This is a genomic window from Bradyrhizobium sp. USDA 4541, assembly GCF_024171085.1.
Lineage (GTDB): Bacteria > Pseudomonadota > Alphaproteobacteria > Rhizobiales > Xanthobacteraceae > Bradyrhizobium > Bradyrhizobium australafricanum.
The window spans coordinates 4138274-4160175 of the sequence record NZ_JALJZF010000001.1 but is presented as its reverse complement, the minus strand read 5'-3'; the positions used below and the strand labels follow the sequence as shown (position 1 = coordinate 4160175).

The window sequence follows — 21902 nt, the reverse complement described above, 5'->3', positions numbered from 1 at the left end:
ATCGCATGGCCATCACTTACTTTTTGTGGGCCCAGGGCGGACTTACAGCTCCAGAAATTCGAGATGGGCAAAGACCCCTATTGGAAGCCATTTGTGGCTAATCTCTTTGGATTTAACGAGTCCTCAGTTCAACGCAAGTACGAGCTCGACGATTCGATAACCTGGAAGAGCAGCGCAAGAAGTTGACGTGGTGGTCGCCACCGCACGGGAGGTCCGTGAGAGTGACGCGAACGTGGTCAAGTTGTCGATGAAATCAAGGCCATGGTCGCGAAACCAACAACCATCTACGAGAACTTCCGGCGTGTTTTTAACGGCTATTACGCGTGTTAAATCACGAAGGCATTTTCTATTTCTACGTCAACAAAGCGGCAACTTTGATTACACCATCGGCCTGGGCCTGCCCGGCCAAACCGGCAACACTTCCAGTCAGAAAGGGACGAGCTACAAAAAGCTGGTCTGCGCCCTCTTCGATTTGGCTCTGCTGAAGGTGTATGAGGACGTCGATTTCTTTCACTTTGTGTACCACGATGGCATCTTCGAGGCTTTGGACGACCGAAAGAAGCTAGCGCTGTTGGAGGTCGTGCGTGAGCAGACTGCGACGAAGAAAACGCAATACATAATGACACTGATAGCTTCAGATCTCCCGCGCATCGAGGAGAAGTCTCCCCCCACCTTCTCACCGGACGAAATCATACTCCGCCTTCACGACGACGGAGCCGATGGCCTCCTCCTCAAGATGGCGGAGTTCTAGCTTCGGAAGAGGTTCCGCCGCAGCGGGAGTGCCAGCATGAGCGGCTACCAGCGAGCACGTGCAAACAGTGAAGGAACTGTCTCGCGCAGCCTTGCGAATGGACGATTTCGCCCGAGATCGGCTCCTTGCAACTCACACGCCTAACACGTACAGTTAACAATGCAGCCTTCCGGTTGCACAGGATAGGAGCAAAGCGCCTCGCTCAGAGAACGATGATATTTATCGAGCCGCTGTGCCGGCTTTCGTGGTGTCGAAATGGTTCAGCATTAGCTCACCCAAAACCGCCGGGTTGAGGATTGGGACTTCCTTGCCGTCGCGCAGCCTGCCGATTGCCATAAGTAGCTTGCGTATGTCATAGGTCGAATTGAAGACCTCCGGCACACCACGTTCAACGTTCAGGAGCGTGTAGACGGCCTCCATCGCCGTGCGAACCGAATATTCGGTCGTGAAGATGCAATCGCGCTCCGCCGACTCGGCAAATTGGCCGATAAAAGCAAAGTTAGCAGCCCCTGTGGGCACAACGTTTGGCCGGTCCCCCGCCTGCCGCGGCATGAAGAAAGAGGTGACATACGGCATCATCACCGGCACTGTCCTGGCGGCCGTTGCGGCGAGTTCTGGTATGTCCTCGACCGGCGCGCCGAGGTGATACAGCCATTCCTGGGTGATTTCCTCGCCTGTGCAACCTTGCATCGGTTTGTTGACGTAGTCTCCGGGTTCGTCGACAAAAAGTGAGTAGACCCAAACGACGACCTGATCGCTGGGCTGGTGCTTGAAATGCGGCTGGCGGTTTACGGTCCAACTGAGGAGCCAGCTCGAATCCTTCGCCGTAACGATGCCTCCTGTGACGACCTTGCCGCTGAACGGATCGCGTTTGGCGATCTTGCGGATATATCCCGGAATGCGCGCGTCCAGAGTCGTGACAGTCGCCGATTCCCATTTGGTAGCGGGGATATTACCTCCGAAGACGTCCGGGCGGCCGAAGGCCGCGTCCTTGGCCGCTATGCGGCGCCACAGATCCCATGCAGGCGCCGGGCCTTCATCGAGTTTGGAGGGCGTGTGATGGTCTCCCTTGTCCGAGTTCTCGGTGAGTGATCCGATCGTCATGAATACAAGATCATCGGCGCCAAGGGAGACGCGGCCCGGGACACCTTCCTCCAACCAGTAAATGGTGGTGGCCTGCTTGCGTCCGGCCTTTAGGTCGAAATCGACATCAGTAACTTCGACGTCGTAGCGGAAGTTGACGCCCTCCTCGAGCAGCCATTTGCACAGCGGTAGAACCAGGGATTCATACTGATTGTACTTAGTAAACTTTAGCGCGCTGAAATCCGGCAGGCCGCCGATATGGTGGACGAACCGATGCAGATAGAGCTTCATCTCAAGTGCGGAATGCCATTCCTCGAAAGCGAACATTGTGCGCCAATAGAGCCAGAAATTGCTAATAAAGAAATCCGTTCCGAATACTTCGTCGATCCGCTTATTTTGCATCTCCTCACGGGAGGCCAGAAAGATAGAAATCATTTCCTTCTGCGCGGCTTCGTTCAACGTGAAGAGGCCATCGGTATGGGCATCCTGTCCCTGGTTCACCGTCACCCGCTGCAGTGAGTAGTTCGGATCATCCTTGTTCAACCAGTAGAATTCGTCGAGTACGCTGGCCCCCTCGATTTCCAGCGACGGGATCGATCGGTACAAATCCCATAGACACTCGAAATGATCTTCCATTTCACGGCCACCCCGGATCACGAAACCTCGCTTCAGGTCGTGGCTACCGTCGAGCGCTCCGCCGGGTATCTTCAGCCGCTCCAGTATAGTGATCCGATCGCCACGCATATGGCCATCACGGATCAGAAAAGCTGCGCCTGAAAGCGCGGCCAGACCCGAACCAACAAACCACGCCGTCTTGTTATCCACACCTTTGGGTTTGCGAGGGCGCGCGAATGCTTCGTAATTGCCGCTACAGTAATACATGGCGACATTCCATCCCACTGGATTAATCGACTAACGAGATGGTTCAGCAAAAGATGTTCTCGGGCGCCAGGCATTTACGCGGGACGCCGATCGTCAGACCGCCGTCGACGACGATCTCGGAACCGGTAACGTAACTCGACTCGTCGCTGAGCAGAAACAGGACAGCCTGCGACACCTCTTGCGGCTCGGCTGCTCGGCCAAGCGGTATGGGGAAAAGCGAGGAATCGAAGCTCTCGGTCATTGGGCTGGCGATGAGGCCGGGATGGATCGAGTTGACGCGTACGCATGAGGCTACGGCCTCCAACGCAGCGGACTTGGTTATGCCTCGCACGCCGAACTTGGAAGCAACATAGGCATGAAGCCCGGCACTGCCCCGCAACCCCTCAACCGACGAGATGTTAACGATCGAACCTCCGCCCGCACGCCTGATGGCTGGCAGAGCCGCCTGCATTCCCAGAAATACACCGGTGAGATTGACAGCCAGGGTCTCATTCCACCGATCGAGCGGAAACTGCTCGAGGGGCGCAATGTTGGCGATCCCCGCATTGTTGACTAGGCCATGCAGCAGGCCGAAGCCAAGCTCCGCGCTTGCAATTGCCTTGGCCCAGTCCTCTGGCCGGGTAACGTCTTGATGGACGTAGACGGCCGAACTGCCGAGTTCAGCGGCGAGAGCCTCTCCCTCGGTATGAAGAATATCAGTGATTACAACCTTGGCTCCCTCAGCCACCAGCAGGCGGGCATGAGCCGCCCCCATACCGCGAGCCGCGCCCGTTACAATGATGACTTTGTTATTCACACGTCCCATGACGGATCCTTGGTTGGTGCTGCGGATCAATGGCGATGCAACGTCTTCCAGGCGTCGAAGAGGACGCGGGAATCGTGCTGGCCCTTGTAGAAGGGCGAAACCGGACGTTGAATATCGAGCAAGCCGAACACCGCGGTCTGTGCCGCGCGCACTGAGTATTCGACCGTAAAAACAACGTCGTCGGGAATCTCGCAGAATTGACCGATAAAGGCCAGGTTGCTCGATCCCTTCGGGATGACCTTCGGTCGGTCGGTCTTCGCGCGCGGCATGAACTGCGCGGTGATGTAAGGCATCATTGCCATAACCACACGCGACGTTTTTAGAACGTGCGGGATGATCTCGTTGAATCGCAGGTGCGAAAGCAGTTCGACGAGGATTTCACGCCCCGTGCACTCCGACATCGGCTTATGCACGAAATTACCAGGGTTGTCGGGGAAGAGCCCGTAGCCCCACCACACCCAGACATTCTTCGGCTGTTCGTAATAGTGCGGTTGACGATTAAGGACGATAGTCAAGAGCCAATTGGAGTCCTTGATTGTCACCAGTCCGCCCTTACCCGCCTTACTGCCGGAGAAGGCCTCAAGCCAGTCGAAGAAGCACGCGTCGTCCGCCGTGACAGTGAACGACTCCCATTTGGAGCGATCGATTTTGGAGACGAAAACCGTAGGGTTACCGAAGTCTCGGCTTTTGCCGGCCAGTAGCTCCCACAGCTTCCACGAACCTCCGCTTCGCTCCGTCTTCAGCACTGGAACCGTATCCATCGAACCGTAGCTGGTATCGGATGTCATTGAACCGTTGGTCACAAACACCAGATCGCGTTCAGCCAGATCGATAGCGCGATCCTTGCCACCCTGCCGATAGTGCAACCGCGTCGCAATCTTCTGCGGGCCTTCGATCACAACCTCAATATCGATCACTTCCGCCGCCATCTCGAACTGTACGCCGCCGGCCTTCAACCATGCGACGATCGGGCGCACTATGGCGTCAAACTGATTGAACGGCGTCCGGTAGATCCCCGCCATGGTGTCGATTGTCGAGAACAAATGCAGGAACCGCAGACAGTAGCGCTTGAACTCGGTCGCGCTATGCCAAGGCTTAAACGCGAAGGTCGTGGACCAAATGAACCAGAAGTTGCTCTGGAAGAAATGATATCCGAACCAGTCCTGGATCGTCCGGGAGTTAAGCAACGACTCTGGTGCCCCGCAAAGCGAGATCAAGTCTAGTCGATCTCTCTCGCTGAACCCTAGATCGGAAACATCGACGATCTGACCGCCAGATACCAAGCGCGCCTTGTCGTTCCAGAAGAACTCCTGATGGAATTCCTTCAGTTCTTCCATTACCGATCTGGACGGATCAGCAATCGACGGAATGAGCGATAGCAAATCGTAGGTGCAATTGAACTTCTCCTCGAACATGCGTCCGCCGCGCATGACATATCCGTCCTTTGGGTTACCATGTGCGTCAAGGCTGCCGCCGAATTGTTCTAGCTGCTCGAACAAGACGATATGCTGACCTAATAGCCCGCCGTCCTTGAGGAGGTAGACCGCAGTTGCCAAAGAGGCAATTCCCGTTCCGACCAAATAGGCTCGGCGAGGAGCTGCCTCCGTCACTGGATCACGGCGGGAGACCGGGAAAGAAGAGCACATCAAGTTCTCCGGCACATAGCAGTTAGAGCATTCAGTAACCAGCCTGTGCAATCCGCGCGCCGATAGCGGCGCGTGCAAACAGTGATTGCAAAGCACGGCTCCTCAAGGTGTCCACCGCTACCGTTATCCGGATCTGGTAGATTTTAGCCGCAGTGCCGCAAGGGGCGCTGTAAATTAAGGACGATTTTCGAGCAGCGTCACGTCAGGTTTCCGACCACCGCCGTCATTGACCAGACAAGACAGAAGGCAACCGCACAGGACGCTTGGTATAGGTTAGAGCAACCGGTTCCGGTAACCGCACGTCACCGACTTTGATGACGACGCCCGTTGAAGTTCTCTGACCAGCACCCGATGAGGCTCGATATGAGACGCCCGCGCAATCCGACTACGGTGCGCCCCGTCTCATCACACAAATTGTGTCGCACTTGCGTCACCTCTGGCCGAGCAGTTGCGTCAAGAGATTACGCCGTCAACCGCCATTCCTATACTGGCATCAACCGCTTGCCGGCACGTCCGGCAGATTACGTTTTCTATCTCCCAAACGGCCTGCTTCGCGGCAAGATCAACGGGAGTATTCCATGACACGCAAAGGTAAACCGAAGAACCCCAGTCGCGAAGCCTTCATCGTGACGGGCGAAGGCGAAACTGCATTTTGGACAAAGGCCGGCGGTGTCTGGCCTCACGACGACGGGAAGGGGCTTTAACGTCAAGCCGATAGCACTGCCCGTCGGTGGCCGGCTCGGCTCGTCATTCCGTGAACGCAAGGATGTAAGTGCGTGATCGTCTTCCCTGGTCCGAATAGCTCTGCGCGATCGTAACCGGGGCAGCGAAGAGGCACGATGGCGCGTCAAACGAGGCCATTCCGGTGTGGAGCAATTTCCATGACCTCGCCCACGAGCTGACCGTAGTCTTGCGCGACAAGGTTCTTCAAATATTGACCGCTCTTGGGCCGATGTCGCTACCGCATTTCCGAACCCTCGACGCAGGCTAAAGCCTATGATTCGGCTTCGCCTGCGAGGCGCCCCAAACCCTGAGAGCCTGGGCAGTGAGCTTGGCGCTCGCCAGCTTTCTCCAGGACCGCCCCACTTCGATCCAATTGCTTTTCCGCGCGGGTAAGGTGGCCAATGTTTGTCGTGCAATCGGTGCGAGATGCGCGGCTTCGGAATCCGGATCGCGGTTCGCATCTTCTAGGATTTTGAAAGCTGCCTGCTCGGATCGTGCCCACCCTGCCTCTGTGAACCTGCTCTCGCCAAAATACTCGAGGCATGTGCGGAACGTCAAAGCACGGCCGATAACCGTATGGTTGGGGAGTGCGGGTTCGTTCAGCCACTTCCGAAAATAGTCACACCACTCTTCGCTGCTGAAGTCGAGGAGACCGCTTCCTTCAAAGATCAAAAGTGCCGCCATGCCGGCGATCTCGTATCGCACGTGTTCATCCTGCTTCTCGAACCAGTCGCGGATTGTCTGCAAGGGCGTCATAGGCCGCGTCACGACTGATGTCACCGTCGAGTCGGTGCGATTGAACGAAACAACGTTTTCCAGCGGAGGCATGCGCGGCCAAGGCTTCCCTTTCGCGTCCCATAACACCCACCGCTCTGCGATCGCTTTTGCCTCTTCGGGCGATCTCGTTCGCCAAAGCTCCTTAAGCGCCTTGTCGACGTAGTACGAAACATCCGCCTGCACGCCACACGTACGCGCGATTGCCGCGAGGCGCCCAGCGTCAAGGAGCCGCGCCGCGAAATTGTTCTCTGCGTTCATTTTCCGAGGCCTTTCGCGCCCTTTCCAGCGCGTCCCGTTCATTCCGCTCTATGTGATCGAACCAGGAGCCCGGGGGGAATGTCGCTATGCGCCGGGCAAAGAACGACTGCGGCTCCCAAGCTTGTCCCTCGCGCTTCTCGAAGATGATGACACCTTTTCGGGTGAAGTAATCGGGCCCCGGAATATTGCAGTTCACCAAAAGGAGAACGCGCCACAGATCGCCTTTGGCAATCCGCGTCTCATCCACCTTCGGTAAATAATCCACGCCAACAGGTTCTACGATTGTGCAACGGCCATGCCTGAGCAGATCGCCTAGCTTGCCTTGGGGGGTGGTCACGAAGTTGAAGTTGGCCGGATCATGCAGAAAGCGAAGGTTCACGTCCTTTATGCCGTCCGTGACTTCAGCGGCAATCAGCGAGAGAGCGAACGCGCGCCAGCCCAGTTCCAGCGGCTTCGCGTATGTCGAGGCGATCTCTGGCGTTCCCTCAGAAGAGAACCTCCAAGTTATGACGTACACTTCGTGTGATCGATTGTCGCGGTGCCTGGTCCACGAAAAGAAAACATATTCGCTTCGGTCGGCTCCTCGAGCGACGCCCCAGCTTCGAGGGACCAAGTGCGCTACTTTCGAGACCTTGGAGAGGATTTGTTCGACGGTCTCGCCGTTTTGCGCCCGCCAGGTTGATTTGACGTTATGCACGAGAGGGATCTCGTTGGCGCGAGCACTGCTGTTTGTGACGGCTAGGTCAGCGCACCAGATCAGCAGAAGGGCGAGACAGAACGAGCGCGCGCGTTTTCCAGCCATTTCTCACTTGTTCCAGCCATTTCTCACCTGCTGCCCGGATCTACCTGTTCTCTCTGGGCGGGCTCAATCCTAAGGGGACCGCGACTTCGCTGTCCTCAGCACTGAAAGTTAGCGACGACGCGCTCGTCGGCATCGGCCGAGCAGATGCCGCCCTGTCCTCATGTCACGCGCCGCTAACCTAGGTGGCCAACCACGGCCTCAAGTTGCGATGGTAGCCATGCCTGAGGGAGGGCCCGCAGGCACGCCCAAGGATCTGCATTCTTCGTGCCAGCCGATAGTCGGCGGTTCGTTGTGTTTTTGTGTTAGTTTTAGCGACTTTCCGACATGGTCAGGTCCCGATCCCTGCACTCAGGCCAGTCCACAGCCGCGTCTTATCGACGTTGCCATCTGGTTAACTATCGGACGCGAACCCTCGCTGCCAGCCCTCGCATGATGAAAAGCGCGCTTCGGTTACCGTCCGCGGCGTTGTTTGAGTTGGCGCCGTGGCGGCAAAGTCGACGCCAAATTCCGGCCGAGCCTTTTGGGTAGATGCGATTAAGGCTTCCAACGCGGCCGCCTGGCGCTTTAACGCAGCCACGCTGCGCTCCCGGAGCTTGAGTGCGACATCGGTCAGCTGGACGTGGCGGCTCTACGGCGGTAACGATACGGAGCCTCTCTTGGACGCAGGTCGGTATGGAGTAGATCTTCAGCCTCAAACAAGCGGATGACACGTTCCCGCGTTCGAACCTCTGCACGCGCATTCGCGAGAGACCTTGCCAGACTTTACGATCTCGACGGGGACCCATCATAGGACGCGCCGGTTCAGTGGCCGTCGTCTTCGTTCGATGATTTCGTTAGCTAGTGGTGCGCCAGCAAATGGATCGCTGACCCGTGCGACCGATACCTACGCAAGCTGGTAGGTGTGGGCCTTGTATTTCCGTGTCAGGTTGCGGAGCATAGATCGTTGGTTTGTGTTGGAATGCACGCTCCGTTTAGTGCTGGAGCTGTGTAGTGCGCGGCGACCTCCCGTACATAGCTTGCGTCATTTTGCTGGGACTGGCTTCGCTGGCCGTCCTTGCGGCCGCAACATTCATGCAATGAGGTGACCGAGGCGATCCTTTCCGGAGCGCAGCAATATGGATGGTTGGTTAGTAACAGTCGCCATCAAGGAAGACGACGAAGACGACGACGAGTACAGGCACATAACTTACGCGGTCGCAGTCGCAGACCAAAGGAAAGCCGTGAAGCTAGCCTTGAAAGATAGCGGCGCAAAGGCCGCAATGGTCAACTGCCCGCTCGAAAATGGGATGTTGCAAACTTTGGGCCTAGAGCCCGGAGAGCTCATCGTTGTGCATGATGACGAGATTGATCCGATCCCTGGGCGGCCTCGGCGCGACTAGGGGCACGTTCGATCTCGTTCAACCGCGTCGGATTGACGACATGCATGTCCGGAAGCTCCCACGAGCAGTAAGCTGGCGTGCTGTGATAGCGCGCAATTTGCTTCCCTCCTCTTTCTGATCTTCTGGCACGCGGGTTCCTGAGCCATGCATGGCTTGGCTCTCTGACTGACTGACCTCGTGAGGGCCAAGCCGCGCATCGCAACTCGCACGGTCGGCGGCCCCGCCGTCCGTGCGCTTTTCTGACGGCGCGATGATAAGCCGAGCGCGTGGCATCATGATCGTCTGGCACGCGAATTGCGAGGAGACGTACGGGCTTGGCTGCTCATGCATTCGCGCTGCACCTTGCGAGCCGTCAAGCCTGCGCGGGTGGACCTCCCTCCACCCGCGCTTCCTTCTCCGTCGCCCTTGAGGCCGCATTAACAGCGGCACGCCGTGGAGATCATGGCATGACCCGTGACGAGGCTTTGAAGAACGCTATAGCAGCGCTCAGAGGGTGGTCGGAGGGGAAGATCGGAACCGGCGCCGTACTCGCCGCGATTGCGGAGCTTATGGCGACTGGTCCGCCACCTAGAAAACAGAAGCTCTCTTCATAGGCTAGAACTGAGATGGCAGGAGGGTGGATGGTTTCGGTCGGCGTCGTCAAAGACGGCAAGCTTCGATATGTGACTTATGTCGTCGCTATGGCTGATCTGGCGGAAGCCGTGAAGGCCTCATTGGCTGCCAGCGCCGGTGATGCAACGATCGTGAATTCGGAACTCCGCGAAGCTGATTTGAAGGGCCTCGGGCTGAAGGCCGGCGAGCTTGTGGCCGTATACGATGATCGAAATGATCCGCTGATGTCGCGGACGTGGCGTCCTGTCCGACCGCGCGACACAAATTAGCGGGCGACCGCCGGGATCAATGTTACTTGCTCGGGAAATGTGGTCGCCCATTGCAGAAGGCCCCACAATGTCAGACATTTCACGTAAGGTCCGCCATACGGTTCGGCAGTGTGTCCCACGAGCTCAAGGGTTTTTGGGCCGATTTGTCGAACCTTCTCTAGGCATTGGTGCCCGTTGCGCTCGAAAACTCTCATGGCAATCATGCTTTACTCCTCGATCGTTCGGATCGTCTACTCTATCAGTTCGGAGTGATTCGACCAAAAGCGAGAGGCCGGCGCAGTGGCCGGCCCCGTCAAACTTCTATGGCATGATGTGCTCAGCGGAAGTACGTCGTGATCACTTCGATAGCCTGTCGAGCGGCACGCCCTAACCCGACCATGATCCCGCCAGTCTTAGCGAAATGCGCGGCGCGGTTCTTTCCCGTCACTTGCCGTCTTGTGCGTGACCGAGCCATCCGGTAGTCGCAACAGACTCTTGTTCAATTTGATGCCGGTCAGCACGAAGGCCACCGCGCGATAGATCGTTCCATCGCCGCACTGGCATCCATCGGCGAACGAAATCACTCACCCATGTGCGGGTAATTCTTCCTGATTATCCGCATGGCGATTGCCAGCGCGCGGCTCTCGCTATTGCGCGGGAGCGCCTCCGAGAGCGCCAGCCGGTTCAATTCGAGGAAGCCGTTCCATGACGTCTCGCGCACCAGCCCTTGAATATTGCTCTTGTCCATCGACGGGCCGAACGTCATCGCGCCTTCAAGGCGCCCGTTGAGGAAGACGCCAAGTGCGAGGAAAGCATTGTTGACCGTCTTGTGGCTGTAATGGAGCCGGCTGATCATCTCGTCTGACTGGCCTCGCCTCACCAAATTTGACGATAGCTCATGAGCGGCCGCAGTGGTCAAATGATCCACTCACCGTTCGCTCGAATGTTCGGATTCAAGGCGGCCGTTTCCGCGGTGCCAGTCATCTTCAAGTCGAACTACATCATCCAATTCCGGAGTGGAGACCTTCACAAGAGTGATGTCAGCCTTGGCTTCAATGCGATGGATCATGCCGGGCATGATGTGGACAATATCGACAACCCTAAGATCGATTGTCGTCAAACATCCAGTGCGTCGCTCGCGACCATAAAAAAGTCGAAGCGACTATAACGATGAGCGGCGACATGGTGACGGACCACCTCAATCATCACGGCGCAAGTGCGCTGAGCGCATCAGGCCATCGAAGACGGATGGAGTAGGCCATTGCGCGCGCCTTTCTTGATCGAAGTTTCGGGGTGCTCTGTTTGCCCGCACATATAGCCGCCATGCTGTGCAAGCCACATTGACGACGGATACCGCCGCGTCGGCGATGAGAATGGTATGGTTTCGAGCCGGGTTGATGCTCATGGGCGGCGCTCCTCAGCCGACGAGGAATCTTATACCCTAGGTTAAGGCTTTATGGTTCGATATTCTTAGGTAACGAAGGCTGACGGAAGCTGTACCGCTAGCCAGTTTTGCCGGAAGAGCACATCCCCGGAGCAGTGTCTTCGGGCCACAGGGGAAGACTGAAGGTTGGCGCACGATCCGAACTCAGGGCTTGACGCCGGGTCTAAGTGCCGTTGGGCGGTCGCTTTCGAACCGTGTACAACGAGCATTCCTAGCTATGGCGACACGCGCGAGTCCCGCGCGTCGGGTGACACATCGATAAACCGGCAGGCCGAAGTTGTCGAAGCCGTCTATCGTCGTGCCGGCGGCCCCATGCCTGCCTTCGGTGATTTCATCAGAGCTGCTCTGGCCTGCCTGGACGTGGCGCTGTGTGGGCTTGGACTGCTCTCAGCTCATCGGTTCGTTTCCACAGTAAATACGAAGGAATAATCGGACGCGTAGTCCGGATTATCAGTTGCACCCATTCGCACTTTGGGCGGCGCGACCAGCACGCGGCGCAGCCGGCGGCCGGCAACTTTAGCGATTATTTGCTGCGATGGGTTGCTTATCCTGGCGGATTGATGGCAATCCATGCATGACTTCTGGGTCTGTAAGTAGGTCTCAAGTGTGGTGTTGGCCACAATGTGACTGCCGCTCGACGGCGTGATGTCGCCGGTCGAGAGCGGTACACTGCTCTGCGGCGGTACTGGCTGCGGGCTGTTTGGCCATTGCACGTCGATCAGGCGGTAATAGTTGAACACCGAATCCGCCGGCAGGATTTTCCAAGCAAAATCAGTGACGGAATTCGCCTGCGAGTCCACTGGCGTGATACGGGTGATCTGCATCGGCGCCGAATAGGGAAAGCAGTCTAGCGTCGGCGGCTTGCCAATCGGACACGCGTCGCCCGGAGGAGTGTTGGGCTTGCAGCGATAATAGATGTCGGTCTGCGGATTGCAGTTCGCATTGAAAAAAGTATAGCCTGGAGGTGGTTTCTGGTTGGGATTGCGCGGCAAGGTTGGCGCGACCGGATTGCCGTTGTTGTCATCGGGATCATTGTCAATCTGCTCGAAGGTTGCCCAGACGAACTGGTTGGCCCCAGGCACCTTGTGAATGATGTGCAGGCCGACGAGGCCCATGGTCGCCTGAACAGGCTTTCCGCCAGGCAGGGTGTATTCAGCCAACGTCGTCTTGTAACGGTAGTTGAGCGAACCGTCCGAGGGCAGCGCGACCCAGGCGGCCTTGATCTCGATGGCGCCGACTCCTTGGCCATAGGTAGCGACCTTGCCCTTGCAATCGACGTCTGTGTTGCCTTGCGCATTTCCGGCTGGCAGATTGAAGCCTCCGCGTCCGCCCTGGCCCTGCTGCGAGGCGCAGGCGCGCTGGCCGGCGAATGTGGTGAGATCCGAATCGTCGAACACATTGGTGGTGATGTAGGCGTACTCGTCCTCGTTCAACAGGATCTCATAGAACGCCGGAACGCCGCGCTGGTCGGTGATCCATTTGCCATTGCCAGCCTGGCCGATGTTTTCGAGCACAGCGTCTCCGAGCTTCGACACATTGAACAGCATTTTCATTGACGGACGCTTGTCATGCCAAGCCGATTTGGCGCGCGCGTCCGATTGCGTGAACGCCTGGCTCGCCGAGAGGAAGCTTTCCCAGACCGTCGCCGAGGTATGGCCCGGCATGCCGAAACTCGCCCACGGGGTATTCGCATCGGGCGTCCCCGAAACCTTCGGGTCGGCCTTCCAGTTGAGGTAAATGAACTCCTGCCAGGCGAAGCAGTCTGCTGCGATCTGATTCTTCGAGGCGGCGCTGAAATAAGTTGGCAGTATCGGCTTTGGCTGCACCTGGGTCACGCCGATGGCACCGCAGGGATTGGTGTCAGTCGGTTGGGCCAGCGCCGGACCGCCGCGCGCGAATGCGAACAGAGCGGCGGCGAGGACGAGTGTCCGCGAACAGTAAGCCATGGCTCTAGCCCGTGATGTAGACCGCGGCCGGAAGAGCCAGTACGGTTTTGCTGGTGATCTGGGTGATCTGGATGCCGCGCAGGCCGCGGTTGGCGCCGCTCGGCACCGTTACGGTGACAGCAAGTACCGTATAATTGCCCGGATAGGAATTGCCCGGCACCGCGTAGAAGGTTGGCGTCGCGCTGTGAAGGATAACCGCAATGCTTGGATCCGGCCCCGAGCCGTCGGCAAGCTGTACCTGTACCGAGACCGGCTCGCTGGTCGGATTGCAGGTCAGCACGAGGTTCTGCGCCGAACCGTCAGCCGGCAGCCAGGGCGCGATGAAGGTGCTGTTGCTGGTGAGCGGCATCTTGGCGCCGGTCGGACACGGCTCATTGACTTCGCTCATTGCGTCCCACAAGCCTGCCCACACGCACTGCAGTGGCGCGCCGGGCGTCGGTGTCGTGCTGGAGCAATCGGCTAGCGGCGCAGCCCGGTCCGCCGACAGCGGCCGCGCGAACAAGCCGATCTTAAATTGGTTCGCAATTTGACCGGCCCATTGAATTGGCTGACCGTTAATCAGCATGTCGGCCAGCGTGAGATTCGGATTCATGGCGAGCCAATTCCCTGGAATCTGCACGGCCGCATGTAGCACCATGTTGCCTCGGAACGGTGCCCGACTGACCGGATCGACGACCTCGGCCGAGCCACGCAGAATCTGGTAGATGTCGATCGGTTTGGCGTCGCCGGGCACGTCGACGCCGACCTCGATGTTGGGCCCAAAGGCGAATCTCGACGAATCCGGCACCTGGATATAGAGCCCGACCGGATTGGCGAGGCAGGCGCGCAGTGGCACGCCAGCATATTGCCCGCCTACCACCTGATTGACGCTCTGGCCGATGGTTGGATCGCTGTGACGATATGCTTGGCCGTAGTTGCCGCAGCAGATCAGCGCCTGGGAATCGCTATTGCGGCTGGCCGGATCGCTTTGAAACTGGGGCGGCACGTATTGCACCGTTGCGGCGCCGGCGAGGCCGAGCTCGGTCTGCAAGGTATTTGGCGTACTGGTGAGATGCATAACCCCGCCATACGGATCGGCGCCGCCGCGCGTTGCAATCGGCCCCGAATTCCATTTGTTGAGCGGATTGTACGCGCGCTTGCCGGTGTCGGGATCAATCACGGGATTGCCACTCGAATCCATTAGCGTAAGCTCGTCGAGCGTGACCTTGATCTGGTTTACGACTGGCGCCCCGTGGTTAAGCGTCTGTTCATAGACCTCGCGCACCCGCTCCTGTGACACCTTCCACATCGTATTCCAGTACTCAGGGTTTTCGCAGGCAAAATCGACACGGACGAGATTGCCGTCCCCATCGCGCACCGTCGACCATTCGCAATATTCGTCGAGCCAGCCGCGCGGGCCGTATGGTCCGAACGTCTTCAGCGTTCCGCTCCAATCGGCCTGCGGACAGAGCGTCGCCGGAATGTTCTCGAACGTTTTCCGACCGGCATCGTAATAGCCGGTGTCGGCCAGTTCATAAACCTGGGTCTGGAGGAGATTGTATGGGTTCGGTGGACTGACTGGCGGCGTCTTGGAATAGTACTGGTCAAGTCGACCCGGAAACGCCACCCATTCGACCAACACTGCCTCCGTGCCCAAAGGGATATCAGTGTAGAGTGGATTGTAGAAGTAGTAGGCTGGGTCAGGAGTCGCCTGCTGGATCCAGCCGTTGACGTTGATGGTCCAACGATGGCTCAGGTCGGCATATTCGGGACTATTCGGCGGAAAGTCCTCGATGAAGGCAGGGAGTCCGAAGTTGGTGATCTCCATAACCTAATCTCCTCCGCGGTTCGCCGCGGTTTGTATCGCAATTCGCAGGTGATTGTGCTTGTCGCGTTTTGCGTCGCTCGTCCGCAGTTGTTTTGTATCGTGGCTCCGGACACTGAATATGCCCCAGCTTTCTAAACCGGGTGTCGATGACGAACCTCTCTGCCTTCTGTCGTTCGCGGGCCTGACTTAGACGGGCTCCGGCAGCACTGGACTCTAGGGTCCTTCGAGTCGAAAATACGTTTTGGCGTATCGCGGCAACTCCGGGGTCCGTAGTGTTCTACGGATCGTTGAGACGCTAGCTGCTGGCACTCATTTGGACCACTACCAAAACCGGGAGGCGTTCATTCGCCTCCGCCGCGAATGCCAAGAGTTCACAACAGTTGATCAGCAACTTGGTGCGGTTCGGCGCATTGAGCCGGAACGGAAGTGAACTCGCTTCTGTAGGAGGTACAGCGTGAATGTGGTTCGCCGACTTCTGGCGGTAAGGCGGCTCGCCATTGTGTATATTTGGCGACGGTGATCTGGGCCAGAAGCGCTTCTGCCGTCAAAGCTATTGAGTGCCGGAAACGAGAGACGCGCACGCCAGCTTCAGCGTCGCCGGCCGCCTCGCAGCTCTCCAGTTCGACGTCGTTCAAGCCTAACTCCGCCGTAGAAATCACCCGGCTCAGCAAACCAAGGGATATCAACAGCTGTCGGATTGCGCGCTTCTCCACCATATTGTGTATGTGAAAGGCTAGGACTAGGCCGCAATCAAATACCTGAACGTGACCGCTGATGATTTTCACCGAGAAGAAGGACAATGTGTCGCTCCTCATAGCCGATGCATATCTCCGACGTCCCGGGGCTCAATATCCAAGGCGATTTCGCGCCGTGGTGATATAAGTACGGTAACAAACCGCTGACCTGGCATTCACTGTCGTGGTCATATCCGTCCACTTGTTTTGCGCAGAGGGCAACACCAATCTCGTTGCACGTGCTTGTTACGCGTTCGTACACGCCGAGGACATCGCGGCGGCGATGGTAAGCGAACGCGACCGCAGCTGAGACGCCGCTCGGACATGCTGTTTCATGTCGCCTACCTAATGCGAGACGGACGAAGGGCGGAATGCGCCGAGTTCGCCTCCATGTCGTCACTAGCCGGCAACAATCGCCGAGGGTAAGGGGAGTCCAAATAAAAGACGCCGCTCCTCTTCATCCTAACTCACCACCGTGGGTTCTTTCTTTAGGCGTGCAAGGGTGGCGACCCGGGCCCTGATCGCCGACTCACTGCGCTTTAGCTCACTCGCGATCTCTTTCGCAGCTCGCCCGGCTTCCCACAGTTCGATTACCCGCTGGTCGTCCAGCTTAGACCATCGGGTAAATCGCTTGCCTGGCAAGTCCCACCTAGAAGCGTTCATTTATCTAGGCTCTCCCCAGCTAAATGCGTGTCCTATGGCTGCGCGACATCAGTGCTTCGCCTGACCAGCTCGCGAACTCTTATGCGACAAGGTCTCGTCTGAGGATGCTGCCCCGTTTGTTCAGTGCTCGGCGCAACGCATTGCCCTCACATGTCGTCATCCTGCCAGCAGACCGCTCGGACACACAATCCATTATGACCTCTTGAATCTGGACCAGCGTCATACTTTCGATCTGGGCAATGCGCTTCTTAACTTCGGGGCGCAAGTTGGCGGTCCTTTTAGACATCGTCAGATCCTAATGCCCGAAAGGCTAACGACGCTTGACGGTACAGCATCAACATTGGATCGGGCTCCTACCTGCTCTGGGGGGCGTCGCTCCCTGGCCACTCATCCTCTATTCATCCTCGGGCGGCCGAACTAAAGAAGTCGGTGAAAGAACTTGAAGAGGAGTGCGGCATGGTCAGCCGCGCGCTCGACGAAGTTGTTCGTGCTGGAAACAAACAGTCAATCCGCGAAGGTCGCCTGCGCGGCGAAGGCTGGAAAGAGCTGACGAAAGCTGACGTCCGCACGCGACGGCGTTTGCGTCCTGCGGGCGATATCGAGATAGTTCGGGGAGCAGCTGTGTTCCCACTCCTGCGAGCACCCTCTTAGATTACCGGTTCAGAGAGGGGCGTGGATCGCAGTCTCACGATCGGCGTCCCACAGAAATCTGAAGCGCTCGAGCGGCGAGAAGATCAGGTTACACCGGCACGCACCGCGTCGCCGATGCTGGACAGGTTCACCACGCCTGCTGATTTCCTCAAGCTGAAGGCTGCCATCCAAGATGCGACCCAGCCGGCGGAGCGAAGCAATGGTGTGTCCGCTATCTAACGTACAGGATGGTCCCATTGATCGTCCGGCATCAACCAATCGCCTGCCACCTTGGGCGTGGCGCGTCCGGGCAACCTTGTTGGGATTGTCAGGGCCACGTCGAACGGTAGCGAGTGGCCGGAATTGAGGCGGATCTCGATGAAGAACTGGAGACCTGAGAACCTTGATGCTTGACTAGGGACTGCTCCGGCGCAGCGCCTTTGAGCATCAAAACTTCGATTAGGTGGTGGAGAGTGGTTTGTCAAGGTTGTGCGAGGCTTGGCTCGGGATTACTAGCGAAAGATTCGCCGAATTTGAGCAGTTCTGCATCCCGGGTTCCCCTGGGAGCACTTAAGTTTTGGCCTAAGTCCGTTGCGTCTACCAACTTCGCCACGCCCGCATGCCAAGGGCTTCATAACCCGGTCTGTGCCTGTCGCCAAGGTGTTAGGGTTGGATCGCGGCCGTGGCACCTCAATGGACGTCGATCTGGACAGGCGTTGCAGGCTAATGGATTATTCGGCGCTTGGAATTTCAACGGAAGCTCATGTAAATGCCCTGGTGTGCGATGGAAACTCGGGATCTTCAGGGGGTGAACAGTGTCGCGGGTCGTGTTCACCTGAACTATCGCGAAGATGCGGAGGTTTTGGCTGAACGTCTGCGGCTCTATCCCGAGGGATGCTTCGTTCTCAAGGGCCGGCGTGCCGGAATCGTTGGCTACGTCGTCAGCCACCCGTGGCAATTTAGGCAGCCACCCGCGCTCAACGCCCTTTTGAAGCAACTGCCGGTACCTGGGTCAACCTACTATGTCCATGACATCGCCCTGTTGCCGGCGGCACGGGCCAATGGTGCGGCTTCCGACGCAGTGCGCCAACTCATTGCCCACGCAACGGAAGCCCGCTTTCCGAATGTCTCATTGGTAGCGGTGAATGATTCAGAACAATTCTGGGAGCGTCATGGTTTCCACACGTTCGAGGACGCCACTCTCAGCAAAACGCTCGCTACCTACGACAGTTATGCAAGGTATATGGTGCGTCGCAACGCACCGTGAAAGCCTGCCGAAACTGCTTCGCTTGTTGGCGCCGCAGCTCTGCTTTGGCTAACCTAGTTATCTGCACGCCCAGTTCTTGTGAGTGACGTGAGTTTCTGCGACTCGCAAAAGTCGTGCGAGCCGAGCGCCTCGGTCATGTCGCGCGCGCCTCTTTGCACCCTGCGTCGCTTCTAGCGCGACCTTCTTCCTCTTCATGTCGGGAAACACGTTTGAGGTTGATTGCCGCTGCGCTCAGCTGATTTTTTATGTGCGAAGTAATAGTATTTCTCGATCATCTCGACGCTGGTGCGGCAATTCTGTCGGCACCTTCCATCAGCCGCAAGCAGATGTACGTGTGCCGCGGACTGTAGGCCGCGCGGCGCTTCCCCGCGGTCGAACTTAAGCTCCTGCTTTTCAAGGATGCTATTAAGAGGAAATACTGGTTGTTCGGGAACAAGCGGTGGTCGGCTTGGCCTTGTTTCGCGTACGGAGCCGCAGGAAGGGCGCAACGGCATGCTAGGCATGCTCTTGCAGTAGTAGACGCCGCGCTTGCCGCGGACTTCAATTTCCACAATGCGCTCACCTGCTTCGCGATCGTTGACGATCGAAACATCGTGGTACTCTAGTCGCTTTGCTCATCAGGTCCCAAGCTGATATTCGCCGTGAAGATGATGAAGTCGCAACCCTTCTTCGCCCTGATAGCGATAACTCTCCTTCTTATGCGATCGATGCGGTATTCCGCGATCATGCCGAGGGTGATGGAGCAGTTTGTCGCCGAAGAATGTGTGAGATGAGATACTTGCGGCGTTGTTCGCGACCGGCGATATAGAGGGGCTGTGACGCCCCTCGGTCAGCACTGAAATTCGTGGAGAATTGTTCCGCGGCGTCTTCGAAGGCACCATTCCGCAGCGAATCGGTTCGCGTTCGAAATTCCTTCGAGTTTAGTGCTGGTCCGATGGCTGCGGTTCGCGACGCCCGCGGCGACCTGCCAGAACTGCTGTCGGCACTTCGCTTGTAGATGCAGCACTTGCCGCCCAAGAGATCGTAACGCTCGACGGTGCCGTCCGTCTCGACGTGCCCAGCTCCGTGAATCGAGAACTTTGGCCCAACCAAACCAATGATGCTAACCTCGTCCACGGACGTCCTCCTTGCCGTGGTTTGAACACCCACATTTTGGCACAATCGATGCCGTTCCGCTCCATCGGCTATGCCGCCTATAACAAGCTTGCGCGATCTGATCGCGGCAACGATGGCAACACATTGGTCGAGCGGATGACGAAGCTTCGGCAAGTCGAGAAGACCGTGCGCCGTCCAAGCCCCGACGCAAGCTTCGCCACGCGCCGACAAGCCTCCGCCGCGATCGTCGCAAATCTCTTCGATCTCTAGCAGCAGACCTTGCGGCGGATCTCCGGCAAATCAAAACTGGCCGAGGCGATCCGCTATGCCGTCTCACGCCGTGCCATCTTCGAACACTTGCTGGCCGACACTCGCATTTAGCTCGACTCCAATATTATCGAAAGGGCCATCAGGCCACAAACGAGTACGAGAAACAAATTGCCCCTTCGCTGGCCGCGACGACGGCGGGCAAACCTGGGCGGCTATCGCAACGCTGCTGCAGACGGCGAAGATGAACAACGTCAATCCGTTCGATTGGCACGCCGTAAAACGTCAGCGTATCGCTAACGGTTGGCCGAGCAGCGAAATCGACGCGCTTACGCCTTTGAATTACGCCAACTGATGGCCTCAGCTTGCTTTCAATTACCCATAATTTTTGCCTCGATCGCAGCTCCCAGTTCGATGTCGGTCAGGCGCGATAGTCCGCGCCAGATCACGGTATTTCCTGGAGGCGGATCGTTGGCTCGGGCTAAATATCCTCCGAGCCGCGCAATCTTGACGACATAGTGCGAGAGCGTGCTTCGTCGAGAGCAATCGCCACCCCTGTCTTTCACAAAATGATCAAGAAGCTTGATTTCAGGATCTGTCAGCGCGGTTTGCGGTAGGGTATTCGGCGAGGAGCGATTGAGCATCGTCATCCAGAAGACGCGCCAACTCACAATGCAGAAGACCGCGATCAGATTGACCAGACGCTCAGCAGTTCGCAATTTTGAGTCCTCTGCTTTGCAGCCCGATTTGAGGATCTTATGGAAGACTTCGATCTTCCACCTCAAGGCATACCATTCGGCCTTATTGATGGCGTCCTTGCGCGATTGGACCGGGAGATCGGTGAGGAGCTTCCACTCGATTTTCTTTCGCCGCTTCGGCCTTCCCCGCTCCTGAGCGTGGATCACGGTCAGAGTGAGTGCGGGATATTTCGTCTGTTTGCCGATCGGCGGCAGGACGCGTATCTTGCGGTACCTGATCTCAAGAACGGCGTCGTCGGGATCGCCTTTGTCGTCCTTGACCTTGATCCGATGTAGACCCTTGATCGTCACCTCGTCCATTTCGTCGGCAATTGTATGATTGCCGTCCCCGGCAAGCCGATCAACACAGGTTCGCACCAGGAAATGCGTTCCGACCTCCTCGGCCAGGCAAAACAGCTCATAGATGTCGCTCTCGCGATCACCAATATGAACGCATCGTCCAGGAGCAGCGAGAAGGTCGGTCGATTGCCGTAAATTCTCGAGCCAGCGGATGCTCTCCTTCTGCTCGATCGGCACCCGTGTCGGATTGATCTTTCGCTTCAGCGCCGTCGTCCCCTTGAACTTCTTGCGGGTCCAGAACTTGATTGCCGACAGTCCGAGCGGAAGCCCCTCGGTCGTCACGGCGAGACTCGAATGCATCAGGATGCCGCACTGTGTGCGTCCTGCCGTCTTGCCCGTAAAGCCGATCAGATCCGGCTTCTCGCGCTTGAAGCTGAATTCCGTCGTGTCATGGAGGACGAGATCGGTCCCTCCGTCGCCGCTACGCGCCCGCGCGTCGCCTCGAAATGACCGCAAAGAATATCCGCCTCATTGACCCGCTCGTTGGAGAAGAAGCGATAGGCGGCCTTTGTGTTGGCCCAGTCCTGACAAACCAACGGGATGCTTTGACCCATGTCGCTCCCGACTTGTGCGAGCAATTTGCAGAACCGGCGACCAAGCCGCTCATCCTTAAACTCGCATCCCGCAGCTTCTCGATCAACCCACGTCTCGATACCGGTCGTCAATCGCTGAGCACGCGTCTCCGCGCGTTCCTTCACCAACCCCATCGAGCACCCCACTTCCGAATCAGGTGCTCAACAATGAATCACAACAGATTCTGCCGATTCAAGATTTCGCCCGCGGCGCCTCGCTCAAATCCGACGTCAAATGTGGGTAATTGAAAGCTCAGCTTGCCGCTTACAAAAAACAACCACCCGCCAGCGACCTTCTCGCGGCTTCCGAGTTTTTTCGAGATGCGCCTGCAGCCGCGGTGCGGACTCTGCGCGCGCGCACCAATGCTTAGCCGGGCTTTGCTGCCTTTAACAACCGTATCCGTCTTCAGCAAC

At 57.6% G+C, this 21902-nt stretch carries 17 protein-coding genes and 1 pseudogene; 6 read left to right on the top strand and 12 right to left on the bottom strand.

The features are described from left to right. The first annotated feature begins 187 nt into the window (after positions 1-187). Positions 188-751: a DUF2326 domain-containing protein gene (locus tag J2R80_RS19450; RefSeq protein ID WP_253639185.1), complete on the top strand. Its 564-nt coding sequence runs from the start codon at positions 188-190 to the stop codon at positions 749-751. 219 nt (positions 752-970) lie between these two features. On the opposite strand, the gene J2R80_RS19445 is transcribed toward J2R80_RS19450, so the two are convergent. From J2R80_RS19445 to J2R80_RS19425, 5 genes are all read right to left on the bottom strand, one after another. Then, positions 971-2716, bottom strand: coding sequence for an oleate hydratase (locus tag J2R80_RS19445; protein WP_253639184.1), 1746 nt, complete (start codon positions 2714-2716; stop codon positions 971-973). A gap of 43 nt (positions 2717-2759) precedes the next feature. Beyond that, entirely contained in the window at positions 2760-3521 is a 762-nt protein-coding gene (locus tag J2R80_RS19440) for a glucose 1-dehydrogenase (protein ID WP_253639183.1), read from the bottom strand. Positions 3522-3547: 26 nt separating this feature from the next. Next, positions 3548-5167, bottom strand: a complete 1620-nt coding sequence (locus J2R80_RS19435; RefSeq protein ID WP_253639182.1) for an oleate hydratase — start codon at positions 5165-5167, stop codon at positions 3548-3550. A 987-nt stretch (positions 5168-6154) separates the two neighbouring features. Then, entirely contained in the window at positions 6155-6925 is a 771-nt protein-coding gene (locus J2R80_RS19430; RefSeq protein ID WP_253639181.1) for a hypothetical protein, read from the bottom strand. After that, positions 6888-7727: a nodulate formation efficiency C protein gene (locus J2R80_RS19425; RefSeq protein WP_253639180.1), complete on the bottom strand. Its 840-nt coding sequence runs from the start codon at positions 7725-7727 to the stop codon at positions 6888-6890. The genes J2R80_RS19430 and J2R80_RS19425 overlap by 38 nt, the downstream gene beginning before the upstream one ends. Positions 7728-8842: 1115 nt before the next feature. Here J2R80_RS19425 and J2R80_RS19420 point away from each other — a divergent pair. After that, positions 8843-9106, top strand: a complete 264-nt coding sequence (locus J2R80_RS19420) for a hypothetical protein (RefSeq protein ID WP_253639179.1) — start codon at positions 8843-8845, stop codon at positions 9104-9106. Positions 9107-9726: 620 nt separating this feature from the next. Continuing rightward, positions 9727-9987 carry a hypothetical protein gene (locus tag J2R80_RS19415; protein WP_253639178.1) on the top strand — a complete coding sequence of 87 codons (261 nt, stop codon included), beginning with the start codon at positions 9727-9729 and terminating at the stop codon, positions 9985-9987. Between the two features lie 559 nt (positions 9988-10546). Here the strand turns inward: J2R80_RS19415 and J2R80_RS19410 are convergent. The 5 genes from J2R80_RS19410 to J2R80_RS19390 form a co-directional block, all read right to left on the bottom strand. Then, complete coding sequence (locus J2R80_RS19410) at positions 10547-10894, bottom strand: hypothetical protein (RefSeq protein WP_253639177.1); 348 nt, start codon at positions 10892-10894, stop codon at positions 10547-10549. After that, positions 10895-11044, bottom strand: coding sequence for a hypothetical protein (locus J2R80_RS19405; RefSeq protein WP_253639176.1), 150 nt, complete (start codon positions 11042-11044; stop codon positions 10895-10897). Positions 11045-11802: 758 nt separating this feature from the next. Beyond that, entirely contained in the window at positions 11803-13356 is a 1554-nt protein-coding gene (locus J2R80_RS19400; RefSeq protein ID WP_253639175.1) for a hypothetical protein, read from the bottom strand. A 4-nt stretch (positions 13357-13360) separates the two neighbouring features. Beyond that, the gene (locus tag J2R80_RS19395; protein ID WP_253639174.1) at positions 13361-15163 is read right to left on the bottom strand and encodes a hypothetical protein; all 1803 of its coding nucleotides are present in this window, start codon (positions 15161-15163) and stop codon (positions 13361-13363) included. Between the two features lie 371 nt (positions 15164-15534). Further along, positions 15535-15963: a hypothetical protein gene (locus J2R80_RS19390; RefSeq protein WP_253639173.1), complete on the bottom strand. Its 429-nt coding sequence runs from the start codon at positions 15961-15963 to the stop codon at positions 15535-15537. A 1269-nt stretch (positions 15964-17232) separates the two neighbouring features. Here J2R80_RS19390 and J2R80_RS19385 point away from each other — a divergent pair. The 3 genes and pseudogenes from J2R80_RS19385 to J2R80_RS19375 form a co-directional block, all read left to right on the top strand. Next, positions 17233-17430: a hypothetical protein gene (locus J2R80_RS19385; protein WP_253639172.1), complete on the top strand. Its 198-nt coding sequence runs from the start codon at positions 17233-17235 to the stop codon at positions 17428-17430. Between the two features lie 568 nt (positions 17431-17998). Next, positions 17999-18457 (top strand): GNAT family N-acetyltransferase, encoded by a 459-nt coding sequence (locus J2R80_RS19380; RefSeq protein ID WP_253639171.1) that lies wholly within the window; start codon positions 17999-18001, stop codon positions 18455-18457. A 1242-nt stretch (positions 18458-19699) separates the two neighbouring features. Further along, a pseudogene (locus J2R80_RS19375) lies at positions 19700-20174 on the top strand (transposase); the annotation flags it as partial. Between the two features lie 16 nt (positions 20175-20190). Here the strand turns inward: J2R80_RS19375 and J2R80_RS19370 are convergent. Continuing rightward, positions 20191-21372: an IS4 family transposase gene (locus J2R80_RS19370; protein ID WP_253639170.1), complete on the bottom strand. Its 1182-nt coding sequence runs from the start codon at positions 21370-21372 to the stop codon at positions 20191-20193. Continuing rightward, positions 21264-21623 carry a transposase DNA-binding-containing protein gene (locus tag J2R80_RS19365; protein WP_253639169.1) on the bottom strand — a complete coding sequence of 120 codons (360 nt, stop codon included), beginning with the start codon at positions 21621-21623 and terminating at the stop codon, positions 21264-21266. Before J2R80_RS19365 ends, J2R80_RS19370 begins: the two co-directional genes overlap by 109 nt. Between the last annotated feature and the right edge of the window lie 279 nt (positions 21624-21902).